At 63.0% G+C, this 18056-nt stretch carries 25 protein-coding genes; 16 read left to right on the top strand and 9 right to left on the bottom strand.

All coding sequences use genetic code 11. The features are described from left to right. The first annotated feature begins 138 nt into the window (after positions 1–138). On the top strand, positions 139–699 hold the full coding sequence (locus tag Q0Q36_RS14155) for a sigma-70 family RNA polymerase sigma factor (RefSeq protein ID WP_293798833.1): 561 nt from the start codon (positions 139–141) through the stop codon (positions 697–699). Next, positions 654–1418: an anti-sigma factor gene (locus Q0Q36_RS14150; protein ID WP_293798832.1), complete on the top strand. Its 765-nt coding sequence runs from the start codon at positions 654–656 to the stop codon at positions 1416–1418. Before Q0Q36_RS14155 ends, Q0Q36_RS14150 begins: the two co-directional genes overlap by 46 nt. A 41-nt stretch (positions 1419–1459) precedes the next feature. Here the strand turns inward: Q0Q36_RS14150 and Q0Q36_RS14145 are convergent, their stop codons facing one another. Genes Q0Q36_RS14145 through Q0Q36_RS14135 form a run of 3 tightly spaced genes read right to left on the bottom strand, consistent with a single transcriptional unit; the run spans position 1460 to position 4850 of the window. Further along, positions 1460–2695, bottom strand: coding sequence for a cyclopropane-fatty-acyl-phospholipid synthase family protein (locus Q0Q36_RS14145; RefSeq protein WP_293798831.1), 1236 nt, complete (start codon positions 2693–2695; stop codon positions 1460–1462). Next, a complete protein-coding gene (locus Q0Q36_RS14140) occupies positions 2692–3495 on the bottom strand; it encodes a DUF1365 domain-containing protein (protein WP_293798830.1) in 804 nt (267 codons plus the stop codon). Before Q0Q36_RS14140 ends, Q0Q36_RS14145 begins: the two co-directional genes overlap by 4 nt. Continuing rightward, a complete protein-coding gene (locus tag Q0Q36_RS14135; protein ID WP_293798829.1) occupies positions 3492–4850 on the bottom strand; it encodes an FAD-dependent oxidoreductase in 1359 nt (452 codons plus the stop codon). Before Q0Q36_RS14135 ends, Q0Q36_RS14140 begins: the two co-directional genes overlap by 4 nt. A 135-nt stretch (positions 4851–4985) precedes the next feature. Here Q0Q36_RS14135 and Q0Q36_RS14130 point away from each other — a divergent pair, with 135 nt between their 5' ends. From Q0Q36_RS14130 to Q0Q36_RS14105, 6 genes are read left to right on the top strand one after another with little or no spacing between them, the layout of a single operon-like run. Further along, positions 4986–5573: a hypothetical protein gene (locus Q0Q36_RS14130; protein ID WP_293798828.1), complete on the top strand. Its 588-nt coding sequence runs from the start codon at positions 4986–4988 to the stop codon at positions 5571–5573. Positions 5574–5609: 36 nt separating this feature from the next. Beyond that, positions 5610–5978, top strand: coding sequence for a DUF2147 domain-containing protein (locus Q0Q36_RS14125; RefSeq protein ID WP_293798827.1), 369 nt, complete (start codon positions 5610–5612; stop codon positions 5976–5978). Positions 5979–6033: 55 nt separating this feature from the next. Further along, a complete protein-coding gene (locus tag Q0Q36_RS14120; protein WP_293798826.1) occupies positions 6034–6654 on the top strand; it encodes a sigma-70 family RNA polymerase sigma factor in 621 nt (206 codons plus the stop codon). Beyond that, complete coding sequence (locus Q0Q36_RS14115) at positions 6651–7277, top strand: ChrR family anti-sigma-E factor (protein WP_293798825.1); 627 nt, start codon at positions 6651–6653, stop codon at positions 7275–7277. The genes Q0Q36_RS14120 and Q0Q36_RS14115 overlap by 4 nt, the downstream gene beginning before the upstream one ends. A gap of 44 nt (positions 7278–7321) precedes the next feature. Further along, entirely contained in the window at positions 7322–8074 is a 753-nt protein-coding gene (locus Q0Q36_RS14110) for a DUF1295 domain-containing protein (RefSeq protein WP_293798824.1), read from the top strand. Continuing rightward, positions 8074–9096: a cyclopropane-fatty-acyl-phospholipid synthase family protein gene (locus Q0Q36_RS14105; RefSeq protein WP_293798823.1), complete on the top strand. Its 1023-nt coding sequence runs from the start codon at positions 8074–8076 to the stop codon at positions 9094–9096. The genes Q0Q36_RS14110 and Q0Q36_RS14105 overlap by 1 nt, the downstream gene beginning before the upstream one ends. A gap of 20 nt (positions 9097–9116) precedes the next feature. On the opposite strand, the gene Q0Q36_RS14100 is transcribed toward Q0Q36_RS14105, so the two are convergent. After that, complete coding sequence (locus Q0Q36_RS14100; RefSeq protein ID WP_293798822.1) at positions 9117–9530, bottom strand: DUF2177 family protein; 414 nt, start codon at positions 9528–9530, stop codon at positions 9117–9119. Between the two features lie 144 nt (positions 9531–9674). On the opposite strand from Q0Q36_RS14100, the gene Q0Q36_RS14095 reads away from it, so the two are divergent. The 4 genes from Q0Q36_RS14095 (at position 9675) to Q0Q36_RS14080 (ending at position 11970) form a co-directional block, all read left to right on the top strand. Further along, on the top strand, positions 9675–10526 hold the full coding sequence (locus Q0Q36_RS14095) for an alpha/beta hydrolase (RefSeq protein ID WP_293798821.1): 852 nt from the start codon (positions 9675–9677) through the stop codon (positions 10524–10526). 606 nt (positions 10527–11132) lie between these two features. Further along, positions 11133–11342, top strand: a complete 210-nt coding sequence (locus Q0Q36_RS14090) for a hypothetical protein (protein WP_293798820.1) — start codon at positions 11133–11135, stop codon at positions 11340–11342. A gap of 15 nt (positions 11343–11357) precedes the next feature. Next, complete coding sequence (locus tag Q0Q36_RS14085) at positions 11358–11612, top strand: hypothetical protein (protein WP_293798819.1); 255 nt, start codon at positions 11358–11360, stop codon at positions 11610–11612. A 148-nt stretch (positions 11613–11760) separates the two neighbouring features. Beyond that, on the top strand, positions 11761–11970 hold the full coding sequence (locus Q0Q36_RS14080) for a hypothetical protein (RefSeq protein WP_293798818.1): 210 nt from the start codon (positions 11761–11763) through the stop codon (positions 11968–11970). Positions 11971–12693: 723 nt separating this feature from the next. Here Q0Q36_RS14080 and Q0Q36_RS14075 read toward each other — a convergent pair. Further along, entirely contained in the window at positions 12694–13257 is a 564-nt protein-coding gene (locus Q0Q36_RS14075) for a PRC-barrel domain-containing protein (protein ID WP_293798817.1), read from the bottom strand. Between the two features lie 576 nt (positions 13258–13833). Between Q0Q36_RS14075 and Q0Q36_RS14070 the strand changes: the two genes are divergently transcribed. Together Q0Q36_RS14070 and Q0Q36_RS14065 are read left to right on the top strand one after the other, a co-directional pair. Next, positions 13834–14085, top strand: coding sequence for a hypothetical protein (locus tag Q0Q36_RS14070; protein ID WP_293798816.1), 252 nt, complete (start codon positions 13834–13836; stop codon positions 14083–14085). Between the two features lie 162 nt (positions 14086–14247). Further along, positions 14248–14469, top strand: coding sequence for a hypothetical protein (locus Q0Q36_RS14065; RefSeq protein WP_293798815.1), 222 nt, complete (start codon positions 14248–14250; stop codon positions 14467–14469). Positions 14470–14517: 48 nt separating this feature from the next. Here the strand turns inward: Q0Q36_RS14065 and Q0Q36_RS14060 are convergent, their stop codons facing one another. The 4 genes from Q0Q36_RS14060 to Q0Q36_RS14045 all read right to left on the bottom strand — a co-directional run bounded on the left by Q0Q36_RS14060 (position 14518) and on the right by Q0Q36_RS14045 (position 16568). Beyond that, positions 14518–14763 (bottom strand): hypothetical protein, encoded by a 246-nt coding sequence (locus Q0Q36_RS14060; RefSeq protein WP_293798814.1) that lies wholly within the window; start codon positions 14761–14763, stop codon positions 14518–14520. A gap of 563 nt (positions 14764–15326) precedes the next feature. After that, positions 15327–15611: a PRC-barrel domain containing protein gene (locus tag Q0Q36_RS14055; RefSeq protein WP_293798813.1), complete on the bottom strand. Its 285-nt coding sequence runs from the start codon at positions 15609–15611 to the stop codon at positions 15327–15329. A gap of 86 nt (positions 15612–15697) precedes the next feature. Continuing rightward, on the bottom strand, positions 15698–16234 hold the full coding sequence (locus Q0Q36_RS14050; protein WP_293798812.1) for a hypothetical protein: 537 nt from the start codon (positions 16232–16234) through the stop codon (positions 15698–15700). Between the two features lie 34 nt (positions 16235–16268). After that, a complete protein-coding gene (locus tag Q0Q36_RS14045) occupies positions 16269–16568 on the bottom strand; it encodes a PepSY domain-containing protein (RefSeq protein ID WP_293798811.1) in 300 nt (99 codons plus the stop codon). A 250-nt stretch (positions 16569–16818) separates the two neighbouring features. On the opposite strand from Q0Q36_RS14045, the gene Q0Q36_RS14040 reads away from it, so the two are divergent. Both Q0Q36_RS14040 and Q0Q36_RS14035 read left to right on the top strand, forming a co-directional pair. Beyond that, positions 16819–17322, top strand: a complete 504-nt coding sequence (locus Q0Q36_RS14040) for a ferritin-like domain-containing protein (RefSeq protein ID WP_293798810.1) — start codon at positions 16819–16821, stop codon at positions 17320–17322. A gap of 49 nt (positions 17323–17371) precedes the next feature. Beyond that, positions 17372–17878 (top strand): SDR family NAD(P)-dependent oxidoreductase, encoded by a 507-nt coding sequence (locus Q0Q36_RS14035; protein WP_293798809.1) that lies wholly within the window; start codon positions 17372–17374, stop codon positions 17876–17878. Positions 17879–18056 lie beyond the last annotated feature (178 nt).

Below are 18056 nucleotides of genomic sequence, written 5' to 3'. Positions count from 1 at the left end.
CTCGTGCCGGATAGCGTTGAGGCAAAGCATTGGATGCACTCGAAAAAATAAAGCCACCTGGGTGCATCCATCATGGCGCTGGCAGCGTATCCTCCCGTCGTGCCGCCCATTCGGGGCTGCCGAGTGCAGGGATTCCGCATGGCCGTCACTGGCGCGCAATCGCAGGAAGCAGGCATCGAGCAGGCGCTGATGGCCTGCGCTGGCGGCGATAAAAACGCACTCCGGCGCATCTACGACCAGGAATGCCCGCGTATGATCGGTGTGGCACAGCGCATGCTGAAGCGCCGGGCCCTGGCGGAGGAAGCGGTGCAGGACAGTTTCATCCTGATCTGGCGGCATGCGGGACGCTTCGATCCGCAACGCGGTTCGGGGCTGACCTGGATCTACGCCATCCTGCGCAACCGCACGCTGTCGATCCTGCGTGACGAGCGGCGCATGGAGACCGACGAGAGCCCGATCGGCCAGGAGGCCGCCAGCGAGGAGGATGATCCCGAGACCGTCATGGCGAAGCTCTCCGATGCCAAGGCCTTGCGCGGCTGCCTGGAGACCCTGCCGGCTCAGCGGCGCGGGATGGTGCTGCTCGCCTTCGTGCAGGGGCTGAGCCATGGCGAGATCGCCGGCAAGCTCGGCATGCCGCTCGGGACGGTGAAATCATGGATCCGCCGTTCGTTGATCGCACTCAAGGAGTGCTTGGGATGACGCAGGAACCGGATCGCGAGAGTGCCGCGGGCGAATATGTGCTGGGCCTGCTCGACGGCGCCGACAAGGAAGCGTTCGAGGGGCGGATGGCGGGTGACGCGAAGCTGGATGCCGCGGTCGCCCGCTGGCAGGCATGGCTGGCGCCGATCGATGCCACCGCCCGGCCGGTCGAGCCGTCGACAGGCCTCTGGCGGCGCATCGAAAGCGGCCTCGACCAAGCTCCCGCTCGAAGCCAAGCCGTGGCTTCGCAATCCGGGCGCGGCGCGCGACTCTCGCAGTGGTGGGATAGCCTTTGGCTTTGGCGCGGGACCGCGTTTGCCGGTGCCGCCGCTGCGCTTCTGCTCGCCTTCGGGCTCTTCGCGGCCCTCGATCATGCGAACCGCCAGCCCGCAATGGTCGCCGTTCTGCTGACCGACACAAATGTCGCCGCGGCGGTGGTCAACACGTTCGCGGACGGACGCGTCGAGTTGCTCCCGCTTCAGGATATCGCCGTGCCGCAGGGGCGTGCGCTGGAAATCTGGACGCTGTGGGACCGCGCCGCCGGGCCGCGTTCGATCGGCCTCATCGACCGGGCTCGCGCCGTTCCCTTGCGATTGGACAACCTGCCGCTGGGCACCGGCCAGCTCTTCGAGATCACGGTCGAACCGGCCGGTGGTTCTCCCATCGGACGCCCGACGGGCCCGATCGTCGCGAAGGGGCTGACCGCGCGACGCCTCTAGGAGATCCGCGCAAGCGGGTGCGGTGGGAAACGCCGCGCCCGTCAGCGGCCTTGCAGGGCGATCAGGTTGACGTCGATCGTCCGGGCGCGGAAGCCGGCTTCGCAGTAGCAGAGATAGAACTCCCAGAGCCGGCGAAACGGCTCGTCGAAGCCCAGCGGCGCGATCTCGCTCCAGTTCTCCAGGAAGCGCCGGCGCCACTCCTTCAGGGTCAAGGCGTAGCTGTCGCCGAAGTCGAGTTGCTCGACGACTGCGAGAGCGGCTGCGTCGGCACTGTTCTTCAAAGCCGGGACCGATGGCAGGCTGCCTCCGGGGAAGATGTAGCGCTGGATGAAATCGGTGCCCTGCTGGTAGCTCTCGAACAGCGCATCGTCGATCGTGATCGCTTGCAATACGGCCCGCCCGCCAGGTCCGAGCGAGCGGTTCAGCGTATCGAAATAGGACGGCCAGTAGGCGCGGCCGACCGCCTCGATCATCTCGATCGAAACGATGCGGTCGAACTGCCCGGCAATGTCGCGATAGTCCCGGAGTTCAATGGTGACGCGCTCGGACAGGCCTGCGTTTGCGATACGCTTCTGCGCCGCTTCGAGCTGGGCCGGCGACAGAGTAATCGCCGTCACGCGACAGCCTTCGCGGGCAAGCCGCTCCGCCAACGCACCCCAGCCGCAACCGATCTCAAGGATGTGCTCGCCGCCCGAAAGGTCGAGCATGGCGACGATCCGGTCGAGCCGGCGCTGCTGCGCGGTTTCGAGCGTCTCCGTCGGCGTCTCGTAGAGCGCCGAGGAATACATCATGCTGGCGTCGAGCCAGTGGCCGTAGAAATCATTGCCGAGATCGTAATGCGCGGTGATGTTGCGACGGCTGCCGCGACGCGTATTGGCGTTGAGAACGTGCCGCAGGCGGTTCAGCAGCCGCGCCGGCCAGGCGCCCGAAACCAGCTTGCGCAGCGTCGCGTCGTTGCGCGCGCCGAGCTCGATCAAGGCCGTCAGGTCCGGCGTGTGAAGGTCACCGTCGCGATAGGCCTCGGCCAAGCCGATATCGCCATCGAGCAGAAGGTGGCGCATCGACCGCCAGTTGTTCAGGATCATCGTCGCCTGTGGACCGGGCAGGCCGGGCGCGCTGCAAAGCCGTTCGCCATCCGGCGTGAACACCGTCAGATGGCCGATCGTGATCCGGGAAAGCACGCGGCGCAGGAACCAGCGCGACAGGCCCATGCCGCTCGGCGGCGCGAAGGCCTGTTCCGGTATGCGAAAATGCTGTTCCACATCGGGCCGGCTCATGACTGCATGGGTCCTTTCGCATGACCCGTCGCGGCTCTGCCGAGACTGAAGGGGCGCTCGGGCGCAGCCGGATGGGGCCGCCAGGAAATCCGCTTCGCCAGCAGGCGCAGCGCGTGCCAGTGGATGGCGGCGGTGACCTTCAGCGTGAGCAGCGGATGGGTCGCGAGCAGCCGCAACAAGGCCGCGTCGCTGAGCTCTGCTCTCTTGCCGCTCAACACGGCGGTGATCAGGCGTCCTTCCGTGTCGCTGCCCTCGATGGCGACGGAGACGCGCTCTCCCGGCGGGGCGACCGTGAAGGCGTAGCGCATGTCGAGATTCATGAACGGCGAGACGTGGAAGACCTTGTCTGCTTCCTGCCTCAATGCGCCTTCGGAACGATCGGCCGGTGCCACATAGCTATGGATCTCGCCGAAGGTGTTGTGCACCTCGTAAACGATGGCGCAGAGGGTGCCGTCGCGGCGATAGCAGAAATAGGTGCTGAGCGGGTTGAAGGCGTAGCCCAGGATACGCGGCATGGTCAGCAATCGGATCGGGCCGCCGTCATGTGCGATCCCGGCTTTCGCCAAGGTCTCTTCGATCTGCGGCCTCAAGGGCCGCCCGCTGCGATCCCCGTAATCCGTGTCGCGAAAGGCGTAGAGATTGAAGCCGTGGCGCGAAAAGAAGCGAAGCTTCGTCGCAAGCTGTTCGATCTCGTCGAGGTCGAGCAGCAGCCAGAACACGCGATAGGCCAGCGCATGCGGTCGCGGCCGGAACCGATGATGCCTGACGCGGCCAACATAGAGGGCGGATTGCAAGGTCATGCGGCCTGCTCCAGCCGGGGCAGGATCGGAATGCGCCCGGATTCATCGCGAACGCTCCATGGCCGGCGGATGCCGCCAAGCGCTTCGGCGACGGCGAGCCCGGCTTGCAGGCCATCTTCATGGAACCCGGATCCGAAATAGGCGCCGCAGAACCAGCTCCGACGCGCGCCTTGCAACGACCAGAGCCGTTCCTGCGCATCGAGCGCCGCAGTATCGAACAGCGGGTGTTCGTAGATCTCCTCGTGGAAAATGGTCTCGTCGCGCAGCGTACCCGGCGGGTTGAGCGTGACGAAGAAAGCCTGAGCCTCCGGCAAGCCCTGGAGTCGGTTCATCCAATAGGTCACAGCGCAGGCAGCATCCGGTTGGGCGCGATCACCGATATGGTTCCAACTCGCCCAGGCACGGCGGCGCTTCGGCATTAGCGCTTCGTCGCCATGCAGCACGGCGCGGTTGCGGCTGTAGCGGAAGGCGCCGAGGGCCTCGGCTTCGGCCGATCCCGGATCGTCGAGCATGGCGAGCGTCTGGTCGGCATGGCTGGCGAAGACGACTTGGTCAAAGGTCTCGGTCCAGCCATCGCCCGTCAGAACCACCTCGTCTGCCTCACGTCGAACCCGCCGCACCGGCGAGCCGGTCCTGACGTCGCCCGAAAAAGCGGCGCGCAGCTTCTGCACATAAGTGCTGCTGCCGCCGGTCACGGTGCGCCAGACTGGCCTGTCGCTGAGTTGGAGCAGTCCGTGATTGTGATGGAAACGCAGGAAGGCGGCGGCGGGATAGGATAGGATCTCCGCGCAGGGAGCTGACCAGATCGCCGCGGCCATCGGCAGGAGATGATCGTCCCGGAATGCGGCGCCGTAGCCGCCGGCCACGAGATATTCGCCCAGCGAGATGCCGGCCGCGCCGCGCGCGAGCACGTCCCTCGACGCGTTCCGATAGAAGCGGGTGATATCCTGAAGCATCGCCCAGAAGCGTGGGCGCACCAGATTACTACGCTGGGCGAACAACCCGGCCACGCTGGTGCCGCTATATTCGAGCCGGCCGCCATCGAGCGACACGGCGAAGGACATCTCCGTCGGCTGCGTGGCGACGCGCAGATGCTCCATCAGCGCGATGAAGTTCGGGTATGTCGCCTCGTTATAGACGATGAAACCGGTATCGACCGCCGTCTCGCCGCCGGTGCCGGCGACGCGAACCGTATTGGCGTGACCGCCGAGGCGAGGCGCAGCCTCGAACAGCACCACATCATGCGCCTGCCCCAGCAGCCATGCCGCCGAGAGGCCTGATATGCCACCACCGATCACGGCGAGGCGCATCGCCTTGCCCTGTGCTCGTTCTATCGCCGCTGTTTCATTTGCCATGACGGGTATACGCGGCGGGGGCCAGACTGGATTTGCCGCCGCGCGACCAAAAGCGCACCGGCCAGGTGACCCGTTACAGCCCCTGCTGCGTAAACGAGGAAAGGCCTGGGCTTTCCGCGAGGGGTGACGATGCCAATGAGCCGATTGAAGCGAGTGGTCGCAGCGATCCGCGCCTATGCCGCGCATCCCGATCCGCGGGCGGCGATCGCCAGTACCGTTGCGCTCGTGATCGTCTCCAACCAGCCCTTCTACCCGCTCTATCTTCATTGGGCGGTGTCGCCCGTGGTCACGCCATCTTATGTCACCTTCCTCTCGACGCCGCTCTTCGCGGCCGTGCCGGCCGCCATGCGGCGCAGCACCCGGTTCGGGCGGTCCCTGCTTCTCGTGGCCGGTATCGGCAACACCTTGCTCTGCCGTGTCGCCTTCGGAACCGGCTCAGGGGTCGAGGTCTTCCTGTTTCCCTGCCTGATGCTTGCGCTGATGCTGTTCCGCCGCCCGGAGCGCGCCTTCGCGTTGAGCTTCGCGGTGCTCGTCTTCGTCACGTATCTGCTGCCGCCGGCACTGCTGGGTACGCCGCTATATCTCTACGAGCCCGGCGAATATGCAGCCTTGCAGCGCCTCAACCTCTTGAGCGCACTCTCCCTGACCGCCCTCATCGGATGGCTCTTCGCCGGACGCCTCGACACAATTTCGCGTGCGGATGAAACCACCGGGACAAGCTGAGCGTAGACGAGATGCACGCACCGAAAGGACAACGCCATGATGCGTCTTCTGCTTGCTTCCGCCCTCGCTGCGGCTGTGATTGGCAGCGCGGCCGCCAACGATCTCGACGGGACATGGTTGCGCGATGACGGCAACGCGCGTGTGCGGATTGCGCCCTGCGGCGACAAGATCTGCGCCACCAATCTCTGGATCGGCGACACGAGCAAGGGCGAGGCGGCCGGCGACAAGCTGGTCATGACATTGGTGCGCAAGCCTGACGGCACCTTTGCCGGCAGCGCCTATGATGCCAAGCGTGACTGGACCTACGCGATGACGATCACCGCCAGCGCCGGCGCGCTGACCACGCGCGGCTGCGTCGTAGGTGGCCTGATCTGCCGCGACGTCACCTGGAAGGCTGCCGAGTGATGGCGTCCGATCTCATCCGGGTGATCCGCTGCAGCGACGCCCGCGTATCTCACATATGGTTCCCGCACTCGCCCTGACTGTCGACGGCATGCGCAAGGCGGGAGCTGGCGCGCAAGGAGGTCGTTTCATCGCTTTGTTCGACCCCAACCGACTGATCGCAGCCATCGCGCACTCGGGGGACCGGGACGCTTTCGCCGCGCTGTTCGACCATTTCGCGCCGCGCGTGAAGGGATTGCTGATGCGTGGCGGCGCCCCGGCGGAACTGGCCGAGGAGGTCGCGCAGGAAACGCTGTTGGCCGTCTGGCGCAAGGCTGGCCTGTTCGACCCGGCAAAGGCCAGCGCTTCGACATGGATCGCTACGATCGCGCGCAACCTGCGCATCGACATCGCCCGTCGCGAAACGCGCTCGCGGCTGTCGCAAGTTTACGAGATCTTGGATGAAGAAGCCCCCGAACAGCCCGATGCGACACTCTCCGGTGCCGAACGCGATGCGCGCGTGCGTGCCGCGATGACCCAGCTTTCACCCGACCAGTATCGCGTGGTTGAGCTCGCGTTCATCGAAGGCTTCAGTCATCAGGATGTCGCCGATCGCCTCGCCATTCCGCTGGGCACGGTGAAGTCTCGCCTGCGCCTGGCACTGTCGCATCTACGCGGCCGGCTGGAGGATCTGCGATGAACATTGTGCATCGCCCGTCCGACGAGACGCTCGCCGCCTTCGCCGCAGGACAGCTCGACGAAGGCCTGGCGGTCGTCGTCGCCTGCCATATCGAGGCAGATCAGGAGAGCCGGCGCCGCCTGCAGAATCTTGAGGCCGTGCAAGGCGCACTGCTGGATAAGATCGAGCCCGTCGCGATGAGGTCCGGCCCCTGTGATCCGAATGCCGACGTACAAACGGGATCGGCCTCCGACATCTCCGAAGCGGCCCACGAAACCGGGATGCCGCAGGTGCTGCGCCCCTATGGCTTCGGTCCTTGGCGCCCGATCGGCATCCGCATCGCCATGCGGCGCGTCGATGTTCCGGGTGCGTCGGCGCGCGTCTTCATGCTGCGCGCCGGGCCGGGCATTGCCTTGCCGCACCACAAGCATACCGGGGTCGAATGGACCACGATCCTCGCCGGTGCCTATGAGCATGAATACGGGCGCTATGCCGCCGGGGATTTCGACGAGGCCGATTCCGAGCATGATCACACGCCGCGCGTCGACCCTGTCGAGGGCTGCACCTGCATCGTCGCGATGACGGGGAGCGTGCAGTTGCAGGGCTGGCTCGGCCGGCTGCTGCAGCCTCTGGTACGGTTTTGACGACCGCGTCCTTCATCGCGGCCCTTGTCTTCGTGGCCGTGGCCATGTCCGCCTTCATGGCCTTGGCGACGTTGGTCGAGCGCCGCACTGGCAATTCCGGCTGGATCGATGTGGTCTGGACTTTCGGGCTGGGCCTGACGGGCATCGCCGGCGCACTGCTGCCCCTTGGCGCGGGGCCGACATCGCGAAGGCTGCTCGTGGCCGCACTTGCACTGGCCTGGGCGCTTCGGCTCGGCCTGCACATCGCGCGGCGCACGCGCGGCATCGCGGAAGACCCCCGCTATGCCAAGCTGAAGCGCGACTGGGGCGGCGACGCGCCGCGGCAACTGGCCCGGCTGCTGCAGATGCAGGCGCTGGTCAGCATTCCCCTGGGATTGGGGATCATCGTCGCGGCGCATAGCCCCGCGCCATTGCTGGGTTGGCGGGATTGCGCCGGTATCGCCCTATTCGCTGCTGGCCTTGCAGGCGGCGCCATCGCCGACGGCCAATTGCGTGCCTTCGCGCGCTCGGGAGCGGGTGGCGTCTGCGACCGGGGCCTGTGGCGCTGGTCGCGGCATCCCAACTACTTCTTCGAGTGCCTGCTCTGGTCCTCCTATGCGCTGATCGCGCCCGCTTCCGGCTATCCCTGGGGCTGGCTCGCCTTGCTGGCGCCAGCCTGCATCACGCTGCTGCTCACGCGCATCTCCGGCATACCGCCTCTGGAAGAGCACATGCTGGCCAAGCACGGCGAGGCCTATCGTGCATACCAGCATCGAACCAGCGCCCTGATCCCGCTGCCGCCGAAAGGAGCGACGTGATGACGATCATGCAGAGGCTCTCGACCTGGGGCGAAGGCCTCCCCGTTCCCGATGCCGTCAGCCGCATGGTGATCGCGTCACTGGTCGGGCGCACGGATCGTTCTCTCGCCGCGCAGCCGGCCGATCCCGCAGCCTTCGCTCGCAACATGGTGGAGTTTCCGATCGCGGTTCATACCGATGCCGCCAACGCCCAGCATTACGAGGTGCCGGCCGCCTTCTTCGATCAGGTGCTCGGCCCGCGGCGCAAGTATTCCTGCTGCTATTTCGCCGATCCCGGCGACACGTTGGCGACCGCGGAAGAGAAGGCGCTGGAACTGACAGCCGAGCATGCCGGTCTCGCCGACGGTCAGGACATCCTCGAACTCGGCTGCGGCTGGGGCTCGCTGTCGTTATGGATGGCCGAGCATTATCCGAAAGCGCGGATCGTCTCGGTCTCCAACTCGGCCTCGCAACGTACCTTCATCGAAGAGCGGGCGCTGCGGCGCAACCTCAGGAATCTGACGGTCGTCACGGCCGATATGAACGACTTTGCGACAGGAGACCGTTTTGATCGCGTCGTCTCCGTCGAGATGTTCGAGCATATGGCGAACTGGCGCGCGCTGCTCAGGCGGATTCGCGGCTGGCTGAAGCCTGATGGCCGGCTCTTCATCCATGTCTTCGCCCACCGGCAGGGCTGCTACCGCTTCGATGCCACCGATACCGGCGACTGGATCGCGCAGCATTTTTTCACCGGCGGCCTGATGCCGAGTGCTGCGCTCGCGCACCAGTTTCCCGATCTCTTCGCCGTCGAAGACGAGTGGCGCTGGGGCGGCGAGCACTACCGGGCGACGGCGGAGGACTGGCTGGCGAATTTCGACCGCAACCTGGCACAGATCGATCCGATCCTGCGTGAGACCTATGGTGCGGACGCACCGCTCTGGCGCCGTCGCTGGCGCCTGTTCTTCCTGGCGACGAGCGGGCTGTTCGGCCATGCCGGCGGTGACGCCTGGGGTGTCCATCACTATAGGCTGCGCGCGACCTGACGGATCGGCCGGCTCTGGGGCTAGAACCAGCCCCAGTCGGCGGCCCGGCGGACGACGCCATAGGCGATCCAGGTGCAGAGGCCGACGACGACCGTGCCGTAGACGAGATCGACGAGCGTGATCGTCAGCGTCCAGGGACGCAGCGTGGCGTAGTTGGTCAGGTCATAGGTCGCATAGGCGAGCAGGCCGATGAGCGCACCATTCAGCAGCGCGGTGCCGGCGCTGCCGTCACGCAGGGCCGGCATCAGCGCGAAATAGACCACGCCGAGCGGGAAGCCGAAATAGAATAGCGCCGCCGGCCAGTAGCGCACCTGCTCGACGATCAGATCGCCGAGCGCGGGCCGATAGAGCCGCGCCGTCATCGTGCCCAGCCAGAGAGCGTCACAGATACCGAAGGCGACGATAAAGGCGATGTAACCGGCGACGAAGCGCATGGCGACCTCCAGGATTCTACGGGGAGATACGTGCGGCGGGCCGGCGCGGTTCAGTATCGCCATGGATATTGCGCGGCCGCGGCGCTGATCCACCGCAGTGCAGAGGACGTATAGACTGCGATGCTTCTCCGGCCCCTGGCGACGATGACGACCCGAATTGCCCGACGCACGATCCTGCCGCTGCTGGCCGGCCTGACCCTTCCCGCATGCGCAGCCCTGCGTCCCGGCCGCCTGACGGACGGCGCACGCGACGTAGCTTATGGCCCACATCCCCGACAGCGAATGGATATCTACGTGCCTTCCGGCGGCGGGAGCGCGGCGAAGCCGGTGGTCTTCTTCATCTATGGCGGGTCCTGGGCCAACGGCGCCAAGGAAACCTACTCTTTCGTGGGGGACGCGCTCGCTGCTCGCGGCTTTGTCACGGTGATCGCGGATTACCGCCTGGTCCCGGAGGTCCGCTTCCCGGTCTTCATCGAAGACGGTGCGCTGGCGCTGCGTTTTGTGCGAGACAACATCGCCCGCTTTGGCGGCGACCCAGGGGCAATCCACCTGTTGGGACATTCGGCGGGCGCCTACAACGCGATGATGCTGACGCTGGACCGGCGTTATCTTGCCGCCGTGGGAATGCGTGCCGGCGATATTCGCTCCACCGTAGGTCTTTCCGGCCCCTACGACTTTCTGCCGTTCGATATCGATGTGACGAAGGCGGCGTTTGGAAACGCGCGCGAACCCGCCCAGACGCAGCCGATCAACTTTGCAAGGCGCGACGCCCCACCGATTTTTCTGGCGACCGGATCGGAGGATACGACGGTCCTCCCACGCAACAGCGAGCGCCTCGCGCAGACGCTTAGAAGGGCCGGCGCCCAAGCGGTTTCTCTCAAGATCTACCCAGGACTAGGCCATGCCAACACAGCCACGACACTATCCAGGCTTCTGCAATGGCAAGCACCAATTCTCGACGACGTCGTCATATTTCTTAGAAACAGCGCAGCGTAATTTGTCTGCCGGATCACGTTAGTTTCGGACTATAGATACTTCCCTGGAAGCTGACATTCGAAGTCTTGAGTTTCATTTCGGTCGACATCGGAACGCGATCGCTCATGATTGGCCGGCTTCTTGGAGAAGCATTCCGCTCTATCTAGCAGCAGTTTCGAACACCTATCTGGCGTCCGCCGTTGATCCCTGGCCGTTCATTGCTGCCATGCAGGACACAACGGAGCTTCTCCACCCCTGGTCTCAACCCCGGCCTTTCCAGGACAAGAGAAATTCCGCTGCACGCTCCGCATTGGGCACGGCAAAGCAGTCACCAACGTTTGGCGTCGCGACATAAGCCGGCGAAGTGAACCAATGCGCCGGCATGAGCGCCATGCGCGGCAGCCCCTAGAACGTTCCGATTGAAGGCTACGAGTCGAGCTGCCGGAAACCTTGGAAGCGCCGCGCGCGTTTACATGTCCGTCTATCGCGGAGCTTCTTATGCTCCATCCTTCCATCGACTATTCGGTTGATCAACGAAGCTGCGAACTTCTGGTGCTGGCCGGATGATACAAGCGGGAACTGCTTACGCTGCGGGCAGTTAGCTGCTGATCAGATGGAGATCCAGCTATGCCATTCGAACAGGTTCCGGTCCCGATGCCTTTGCAGAGCACCGTCTTCAGTATTGGTTCGATTGGCGAGTACGAGGAAGCGAAGAAGCGAGCGAGAGAGCTGGGTGAATATCCCAACGGCTCCGATCACGCGGATGAACTTGCCTCGCTCATGGAAGCGATCATTGCGTGGGAAAAGTGCCACGCCGACGCTGCCGCCTCGAACTAAGCGTCGGACACGTTCATGCCCACCTATCGCTTCATCACCGACAATGGCAGCTCGCATTACGTTGACCTCGACCTGCCGAACGACAGGGCTGCCAGGGCGGAAGGCAGAAGGGCGTTCTCGGAGGCGGCCCATGATATTCTTACCGATGGTGACCACGGCGAGTTAACTTTTCAGGTCCAAAACGCCGAGCGCATTATCTATCGGGGCCATATCACATTCCTGAGCACGGACATCGGACCGCTCGTGAATGATGGTCGGCGAGAAGATTAGAGCCTCTTCGCCTTTCACTGACCGGCGGCCGAACGAGAGGGCAAACCGGCGGCAGCACCCAACGCCAAGTATCTCCGGGGCTGTGGAATTTTCCTTCTGGAACATTACAAGCCGGCCCTTGTTCGTCCTTCGAACTGGGGCCGATAAAATGGTGCAGAAGCTGACGATCCACCGGACTGCGGGGGAGTGGGTTGCCCGCGACGTGACCGGGTCGAATTATGGTCGGTCGTCTGATCTCTTCGAAACGATCGAGGCCGCGGAGCGTCTAGCAAAGCGCATCGGTGCAACGGTCAATCTCAGTCGAGAAGCGCAAAATCATCTGTTCGCGCTGAGTTCTAAAAAGGGTGCCGACCGTTAGGTCGCTCCTGAAAGCGAAAGCCGATCCTGTCATTTGCTGTTGACCAGGCGGGCATAGCGGCGCCCCATCCAAAAGAGCCGACTACCCCCGATTGGGCGGTTAGCACCCTCCGTTTCCGCGTCGCACGCGGACGATCGGCCGAAACAGTGAAACCGACAGTTGAGACGTACACGGTCGCGCTACCATGGTACGAGCGCGCTGATTTTCTCCGCCTTTGGGAATTGGCGCATGATCAAGACGACATGCCGAGTGATTATGATGTTTGGCACGCCTCCGCGGTAAGCGCCGTCAATGCTTGGCTGGCGCGTGGGCGAGCTCTTCAGATCGTTACGATACGGCCTGAAGAATTTTTGGCCTGGCTTCAAGCAAGAGGATTACCGAATTCGGCCGCGACCCGTCTCAAATTCGTGGAGGGGAAGGCGAAGGGAGCGGGCAGCGAAACGAGCGGGGTTGGTGTCGCAGCCGATGCTGACGTTCTCTTTCATTCGGACGCCTAGCCTTGGAGGAACGCGCGCGACCAATGCGCCGTTGATCGACGCAGCATGGAGTGGGAGAAATTTCTATCCTGGTTTTGAGAAAGTCGGCAGAACTCCCGCCTCGCCGCAAGAGCGCGATCAGACGTGAGGCTCATCTGGAGCAACCCAAAGACAAAAGCGGAAAGCTGCCCACCGCATAACGATACAATTCTGCTCCCTTTAAGGCTGCGAATACTGCGACGTAAAGCTACATCTCGTGATTTGTCGCGCGATCCTTCAAGTCTTCCTTGGTCAGCGTCGTTTCTGCCCGAATGGAGCCATCATCGGCCCTGCTGAAGACGATCTCACTCTCGTAGAGAGCAATGGGTCTCGCGCCTATCCCGAGAAACCCTCCGAATTCCACGATAATCTGCAACGATTGGCCAGCTCCCTGGATCTGCAGCACAGTCCCCATCTTCTTGCCGGCCGAGTCAAAGACAGGGGCGCCGTATAGCTTGTCTGCAGGCTCGTCACGCTGGATCACCGATTGCTGGGCAACATCCCGTTGGCCGTCACGAAGACGGTTGAGTTCGTTGGTGATCGGATTGTGAGAGCTTGGATGGCGCTGAGACCTCGATGCGTTACTCGGGTGGGCAATCTGGCCTTCTCCGATCACGCGCTCCCGATCGTCACTGCCCTTGATCCGATACTGCGGCTCGCCATCGGGCCGCGTCGGAAGCTGCGCAGTGATTTCATAGAGCCCGCTAGCATCCTGATCGTGGAAGCCAAACGCTAGACCGACGCGTTCGCCCAACTTGAATCGATGCGGCATGTGTTGTCCCTGACGATGTCCCCGGAGCCGCCGACAACGTTATCAGGTCAATGCCGGCTCGATCTTAGCTTATGACAACTTCGGAGCTGATTACGCGGGCATCCTCCCGGCTGCTCGTGGGGCGGCGTGAAGTTTTGTCGTAGGCACCTGGCTTTCGTGGTGCGACAGGCCTCTGGGGAACGATGTATCGCGCCGCCGTACTGCTTGGAACGGTATACTTCACCCCGCGTTAAACCCGCTCACGGCGAAATCGGCTGCGAGGACAAGAGATGATCAGAGGCGCATTATCCGGGGTAGCTGGCGCGTGGATCGCACGGAATGTCGAACGCGGCGATATCCCCGAGAAGTTCGCTGTTCCCTTGGCATTTCTGGCCGCGCGCATCCCGACGCCGATTCTTCTCGCAGGAGCCATCGGGTACGGGTTTTATCGGTGGAAGCAGGAGATCCGTGCAACGACAGCGCGGGATGTTACACCAGACGCTCCGACGCCGTCCGCCAAGAGGGCGCGGCCTTCGACTCGGCGCACAGCGGCTAGCCGCGGGACCGCGAAGCCTGTCCCGACTGAAGGCAAAGCCGATGTTTAAGCTCTTCCTTGAGATGTCGATGTTGGCATTCGAGGCGCAGCAGGCAATCTGGCTCAGGGGGATGAAGCTGGCAGCAGGCGGCTCTGCCGCCGAGCGGGAAGCGGGTCTGATGGTGAGCGAAAAGGTCTCGGCTGGCCAAGACGCCTTCTTTAAAGCTGCCACTGGAAAGGCTCCTCTCGGCATTGTTCGTGGCTATCGCCGTAAGGTGCGCGCCAATGTCAGGCGCCTCTCGAAGATGCGCTAGGACCGCCGGTGGGCTGATTGAGCCTACTGTTGGCGCTCGTACCCGCGAGCCTGCACCCCGCTCGCTTCGACATCGGTGAAGCTCGAACATGACTGTCGGCAACAATCGCGCAGGCGCCCGGATCAGTGCTAAGGCACCAGGAAACTCATCACCGGGAACACCATGAGCCTGTTCAATGCATACCAAATCGAGGTGACGTCGCCGGCCTCGGCCGATCGCCAGGTGTTCTTCGTTGCCGCAGCGTCTCAGGAGGAGGCTATAGCAGCGCTCGCCGGCAACAGTGAGTTATTGCCGCAACCGGTGCTTAAACCGGAACGCCGGCTCAGCGACGCTGAGATCGATATGTATCAGATTGGTCCTGAAACGGTTATGCGGTGGCTTTAGAAGGCTGCCCCGTTTCGATGTCGAGATGTGACGCGCGAAGCATCGGGTCTAAGTTGGCCGCTGCAGCGGCCCTTCCTGTAAAAACCGCTTTATGGAGCGATGAGCCAGTTCGTGCACATCGTCGGTTTCTAACGCCGTCGAGGCCACGATGAATATCATGCGCTGGCTCTGGCGCTCTCGTTCCTCTTCCTTCAGACTTTGCTCGACGTAGCTCCATGCCGTGGCCCAGGCTGCTTCGGCTCGCGCCATGACGACCGGGTCATCGAGGATTGCGAAGGGGTTCGGCTCCGTCACGCTTCGCCACATGGACGTCAGATGTCCCAAACTTGAGAGGCGTACCAGGCGAGTACGGCCACTGCCACCATTCCGACCGCAACGAAAACTGGCTCTTCCATGGCCTGACCCGAGGTTTGCAGGCGTTCTACGCGCAACATGCAAAGAGGTTCCCCAAAGCTTGGGCTGTTGGCGGACGGTCAGTTCGCGGTCAGGGCAACCCGGACCATGTGGCCAATGCCGACGGCAGATAAAATCCAAGGAATGCGAAGGCCAAGAGCGTCCCCAACAGAACGAGCAGGGCCGCGAAACGCCCGGTTGCAGAGCGCGAAGAACTGGCCCGCACCAGTATTTTTAGCACCCCCCGAACGGGCGCCGTTGCAGGGGAGGCCAGGGAAGAGCCTTGACCACCTTTTTTGCTTTCGGGCTTACCGACGTTTTCGACAGCAGCCATATAATCCTATTCCTTGGGGCTATATCCGAATTGCGCCACCGCAACGGCGAACAGGCGAGCGAAAATCAATCCGCAAAGTGCGCAAAATGCGAATTCAATGACCGAACAGAACGGTACGGGCCAGCAACGCTCAGATCGGCGACCTCTCTGCAAGTTGGTCTGACGTGAGCTGTGTCATCGCGCGGATACTGCCATCCTCGCCACGCTCGAATTGCAGATCGCCTCGTCCAAGGACTGCGATTTTCGCGCCAATGCCGAGAATGCCACCCAAGCTGACGATCACCTGCATAGCCTCGCCCTTGCCGTGAATCTGAGCGACCGTTCCGATCTTGCTTTTGTCTGGGCCGAAGAGCGGCGCGCCATCTAGAACGCTACCAACAAAGTCGTCTTGCTCCATCCGCTTCGGATCATTCATTAGGTAACCGCGCACGGAAATCGTGTGACTTGTCTCCGCAAAACAGAAGCGGCCCCGGTTTCCCGAGGCCGCAGATCTATAGGCACTCACACGATAGGCGGGCGGTAAGGGCCAGCGTTCTCGTCGAAACGTTCCCAGCCGCCGGCACGATACTCAGCCTCGCGGACCACCCGGTCGATCGGGGTCGCACCATCGAGAATGGCCTGAACCGTGGCTTCATGCTCGGGCTCGGTTCGAACCGAAATCACGGAGCCTCCGCGCCGGACCGTCTCGGCGTAGTAATGCGCCTCTTCTTGGTCATGGCCTTCCTTGACGAAGGAGCCGACGAGGCCGCCAGCGGCAGCGCCGGCAACGGCGCCAGCAGCGGTCGACGCAAGCCAGCCGGCTGCAACAACAGGGCCGATACCAGGGATGGCAAGCATGCCGATGCCAGCCAGAAGACCGGCAGCACCGCCGATGCCTGCGCCAATACCGGCGCCTTCAGTCGCGTTGGTCTCGTCGGCCGAGCCGGCGCGGCCCACCACGCTGATGTCGTTACTGGAAACACCGGCAGATTCCAGTTGCTCCACGACGGAGCGAGCCGTTTCGTAATTGTCATAGGTGCGGGTCAGGGTGCGGGTCATATTTGCCTCCAATGATTGGGCTCGAGCGCCGAGATCAGTTGCGGGTGATGTTGCCGCGATAGTCGACGGAGACATTCACTTGAGCGCCGGCATGCGTGGCCGTTCCCTTCCAGACGCCGCTGTCGTCCTTCTTCAGAGCGCCAACATTCGAATAGCCGTTCGCTTCGAGACGGCTCTTGGCTTGACCTTCGGTGAAGCTGTTGGCGCCCGGCAGTGGTGCGTTCTTGTCGGCGTCGGCCTTTGGCGCCGGCATCGGAGACGTTGTGCTCGTCTGAGCCACCGCACCGAAGGAAACGCTGGCCGCCACGAGTGACACGAGGATGGTTGTCTTCATTGTCCGACACTCCTGATGAGAAGCGGCTGAGGCCGCTGAATGGGAATCGAACGGCCCGGACCGCGATTCTGTTCCACGCTCGTCGCGGCATGTCAGGACTGCCAGCAAAGTAATTTATGCGGCTAAATTGTTGAGGCTCAGGCGATGTGAGATCAATCCTCGAGGATGATCGCAGGGCTGGGGAACATCGGGCGCTCGAGGAGGTTCACCAAGTCTGCGGCTGGGGTCCCCTCACATCAGGAGGCTCCCAATGGGATGGTTCACCAAAGACATCGAAACGATGGACGATCTCTTCGTCCACACGCTCCAGGACATTTATTACGCCGAGAACCAAATCCGGAAATCGCTGCCGGATATGATCGACAAGGCGACGAGCCCCGAGCTGAAATCCGGCTTCGAGCAGCACCTCCGGCAGACGGAAGGCCATATCGAGCGCCTGAAGCAGGTGTTCAAGCAGCATGGCGCGGAAGAAAAGGGCGTAACCTGTCCAGCGATCGACGGCATTCTATCCGAAGCGAGCGATGTTGCAGGCGACGTCGCCGACAAGCAGGTTCTGGATGCGGCTCTGATTGCTGCAGCGCAAGCCGTCGAGCACTACGAGATCACGCGCTATGGCACACTTGTCGCTTGGGCGAAGCAACTCGGCCGCGAGGACTGCGCGGCGCTCCTGAAGCAAAATCTCGATGAAGAGGCGGAAACCGACGCAAAGCTCACCAAGCTTGCGACGAGCGTCATCAATCGCAAGGCGGCGTGACCCCACTGGGCTTCGACCATCGCGAACGGAGTGAGGACAAGGAGCAGCCATGCCCGCCCGTGATCCGATGATTCATGAAGATGGTCTTCCAGGTCATGAATCGGCCTTGCAGCCGAAGCCCGAGTGGCGTCCTCGCTATGCGGGCTCCGGCCGTCTCGATGGCAAGGTGGCACTCGTCACGGGTGGCGATAGCGGTATCGGTCGCGCTGTCGCTGCCCTCTTTGCTCGCGAAGGGGCTGACGTGGCCATCGTCTACCTGAGTGAGCACGACGACGCCAAAGCGACGGTGAGCATCGTTGAGAAGGAGGGGCGTCGTGCCATCTCAATCGCTGGAGATGTCGGCGATAAGGCATTTTGCACCGAGGCCGTAGCCCGGACGATCGAACAATTCGGCAAGATTGACATCCTGGTCAATAACGCGGGCGAGCAACATCCAGACAAGGACATAACCGACATCACAGAGGAGCAGCTTCGCCGCACCTTTCAGACCAACATCTTCGGCATTTTCTTTATGACGCAAGCGGCTCGGCCGCACCTTAATAGCGGCATTAGGTAGCAAAAACCACCAGACCTGATCCGATCAGTTTGATAGCTTCCGGCTCCCATTGACGGAGCGGGAGCAGGTGAGGTTCGACGAAGAACTGAAGCGGAAGCGCGCCGAGCTGATCGGCGAAGTCGAGGTGTGCACGGCGGTGAGAAAACCATCCAGTGGAGCGCCTGCGTTTGTGCCGGCG

It is taken from the genome of uncultured Allobosea sp. (genome assembly GCF_945957345.1).
Lineage (GTDB): Bacteria > Pseudomonadota > Alphaproteobacteria > Rhizobiales > Beijerinckiaceae > Allobosea.
This window is presented reverse-complemented; position numbering and strand designations above follow the sequence as displayed.

Excerpts from the sequence above, each read along its gene's own strand:
- Q0Q36_RS14135 (WP_293798829.1), bottom strand. The coding sequence starts at position 4,850 with ATGGCAAATGAAACAGCGGCGATAGAACGAGCACAGGGCAAGGCGATG.
- Q0Q36_RS14100 (WP_293798822.1), bottom strand. The coding sequence starts at position 9,530 with ATGCGCTTCGTCGCCGGTTACATCGCCTTTATCGTCGCCTTCGGTATC.
- Q0Q36_RS14070 (WP_293798816.1), top strand. The coding sequence starts at position 13,834 with ATGTTTAAGCTCTTCCTTGAGATGTCGATGTTGGCATTCGAGGCGCAG.
- Q0Q36_RS14140 (WP_293798830.1), bottom strand. The coding sequence starts at position 3,495 with ATGACCTTGCAATCCGCCCTCTATGTTGGCCGCGTCAGGCATCATCGG.
- Q0Q36_RS14085 (WP_293798819.1), top strand. The coding sequence starts at position 11,358 with ATGCCCACCTATCGCTTCATCACCGACAATGGCAGCTCGCATTACGTT.
- Q0Q36_RS14040 (WP_293798810.1), top strand. The coding sequence starts at position 16,819 with ATGGGATGGTTCACCAAAGACATCGAAACGATGGACGATCTCTTCGTC.
- Q0Q36_RS14120 (WP_293798826.1), top strand. The coding sequence starts at position 6,034 with ATGGTTCCCGCACTCGCCCTGACTGTCGACGGCATGCGCAAGGCGGGA.
- Q0Q36_RS14080 (WP_293798818.1), top strand. The coding sequence starts at position 11,761 with ATGGTGCAGAAGCTGACGATCCACCGGACTGCGGGGGAGTGGGTTGCC.
- Q0Q36_RS14075 (WP_293798817.1), bottom strand. The coding sequence starts at position 13,257 with ATGCCGCATCGATTCAAGTTGGGCGAACGCGTCGGTCTAGCGTTTGGC.
- Q0Q36_RS14045 (WP_293798811.1), bottom strand. The coding sequence starts at position 16,568 with ATGAAGACAACCATCCTCGTGTCACTCGTGGCGGCCAGCGTTTCCTTC.
- Q0Q36_RS14125 (WP_293798827.1), top strand. The coding sequence starts at position 5,610 with ATGATGCGTCTTCTGCTTGCTTCCGCCCTCGCTGCGGCTGTGATTGGC.
- Q0Q36_RS14155 (WP_293798833.1), top strand. The coding sequence starts at position 139 with ATGGCCGTCACTGGCGCGCAATCGCAGGAAGCAGGCATCGAGCAGGCG.
- Q0Q36_RS14130 (WP_293798828.1), top strand. The coding sequence starts at position 4,986 with ATGAGCCGATTGAAGCGAGTGGTCGCAGCGATCCGCGCCTATGCCGCG.
- Q0Q36_RS14115 (WP_293798825.1), top strand. The coding sequence starts at position 6,651 with ATGAACATTGTGCATCGCCCGTCCGACGAGACGCTCGCCGCCTTCGCC.
- Q0Q36_RS14105 (WP_293798823.1), top strand. The coding sequence starts at position 8,074 with ATGACGATCATGCAGAGGCTCTCGACCTGGGGCGAAGGCCTCCCCGTT.
- Q0Q36_RS14145 (WP_293798831.1), bottom strand. The coding sequence starts at position 2,695 with ATGAGCCGGCCCGATGTGGAACAGCATTTTCGCATACCGGAACAGGCC.
- Q0Q36_RS14150 (WP_293798832.1), top strand. The coding sequence starts at position 654 with ATGGATCCGCCGTTCGTTGATCGCACTCAAGGAGTGCTTGGGATGACG.
- Q0Q36_RS14035 (WP_293798809.1), top strand. The coding sequence starts at position 17,372 with ATGCCCGCCCGTGATCCGATGATTCATGAAGATGGTCTTCCAGGTCAT.
- Q0Q36_RS14090 (WP_293798820.1), top strand. The coding sequence starts at position 11,133 with ATGCCATTCGAACAGGTTCCGGTCCCGATGCCTTTGCAGAGCACCGTC.
- Q0Q36_RS14095 (WP_293798821.1), top strand. The coding sequence starts at position 9,675 with ATGACGACCCGAATTGCCCGACGCACGATCCTGCCGCTGCTGGCCGGC.
- Q0Q36_RS14055 (WP_293798813.1), bottom strand. The coding sequence starts at position 15,611 with ATGAATGATCCGAAGCGGATGGAGCAAGACGACTTTGTTGGTAGCGTT.
- Q0Q36_RS14050 (WP_293798812.1), bottom strand. The coding sequence starts at position 16,234 with ATGACCCGCACCCTGACCCGCACCTATGACAATTACGAAACGGCTCGC.
- Q0Q36_RS14065 (WP_293798815.1), top strand. The coding sequence starts at position 14,248 with ATGAGCCTGTTCAATGCATACCAAATCGAGGTGACGTCGCCGGCCTCG.
- Q0Q36_RS14110 (WP_293798824.1), top strand. The coding sequence starts at position 7,322 with ATGTCCGCCTTCATGGCCTTGGCGACGTTGGTCGAGCGCCGCACTGGC.